This window comes from Endozoicomonas sp. ONNA2 (assembly GCF_024606365.1).
Taxonomy (GTDB): domain Bacteria; phylum Pseudomonadota; class Gammaproteobacteria; order Pseudomonadales; family Endozoicomonadaceae; genus Endozoicomonas.
In genome coordinates, this window is the sequence record NZ_JAHHPO010000010.1 from 1 (window position 1) to 1,014 (window position 1,014).

Sequence of the window (1,014 nt, forward strand, 5' to 3'; positions counted from 1 at the left end):
ATGCCCTTCAAACACTACCTATAAAAATTCTGGTTGCCCATGGCACGGGCCTATTGATGAGATCCTCGATCATCTTGATACATGTTCAAATATTCCTCCGGAAGATCTGTTAACTATGACGCACCACGCTCGTTCAGAGGATGCGAAAATCATAAAGACGCTTGCCAGGCAGGTAGCCAAGTTGGAATCAATAATAGAAAAAATACCGAAGCAAAGTATGGTATCTACTGAACATAGCCGCAATTCCAGCGCCTCGATGTCACCTGAAATTCAGCAACGCCTGGCTGTCCTTGAACAACGCAACGCAAGAAACTCTCGTATCATTGCCAGCCTCGAGAACGAAATTGCCGCTTTAAGGCTTGGGAATGGCAACCTTGCTGCCTTGCCTGCAACCACCAGAACCCATTCAGCCAGTTTCCTACGATATATTCCTTCCACAGATGGTACTTTATCCTGGAAAATCGAAGGTTTTTCACAAAAAATGCACGAAGCCAAGTCTTATGTAGAAAAAAAACAACTACAATCACCTATATTCTATACCCACAATGGTGGTTATAAATTGTGTACCAAGGTCTACCTGAATGGTGAGGGAAGGGGACACAAAACCCATGTCAGCTTGTTTTTGACTATATTGAAAGGCGAAAACGATATTAAACTGACTTGGCCATTTTCACACATAGTTACTTTTAAAATTATCAATCAGAGAGATCCAAAAGATAATGTGACTGACTCTTTCCGCCCTGATCCAACATCAAATTCCTTTCACAAACCAATAAAAGATGCCAACATCGCTTCCGGCTGTCCTCTGTTCCTGGCACAATCTAGACTGGATGAAGGGTTCACTTTAAATGACACGATGTATATAGAGACCATCGTAAAAAAGCGCTGATTCCATCCTGTGCCAACATAGTTTTTGAAAATGAATAGCCAGATATGAAGCCAAGATATAGCAACCATGGTTGTAAGTAGCTGGCCATATGGAATCGTATATTTCTGGCTACTTGGGCTGGTACT

General features: G+C 42.2%; 1 protein-coding gene. It reads left to right on the top strand.

The genetic code is table 11. The annotated features are described in order from the left end of the window. Positions 1–889: MATH domain-containing protein (locus tag KDK14_RS00135; protein ID WP_257262986.1), on the top strand; the 889-nt coding region annotated here is incomplete at its 5' end. Positions 890–1,014 lie beyond the last annotated feature (125 nt).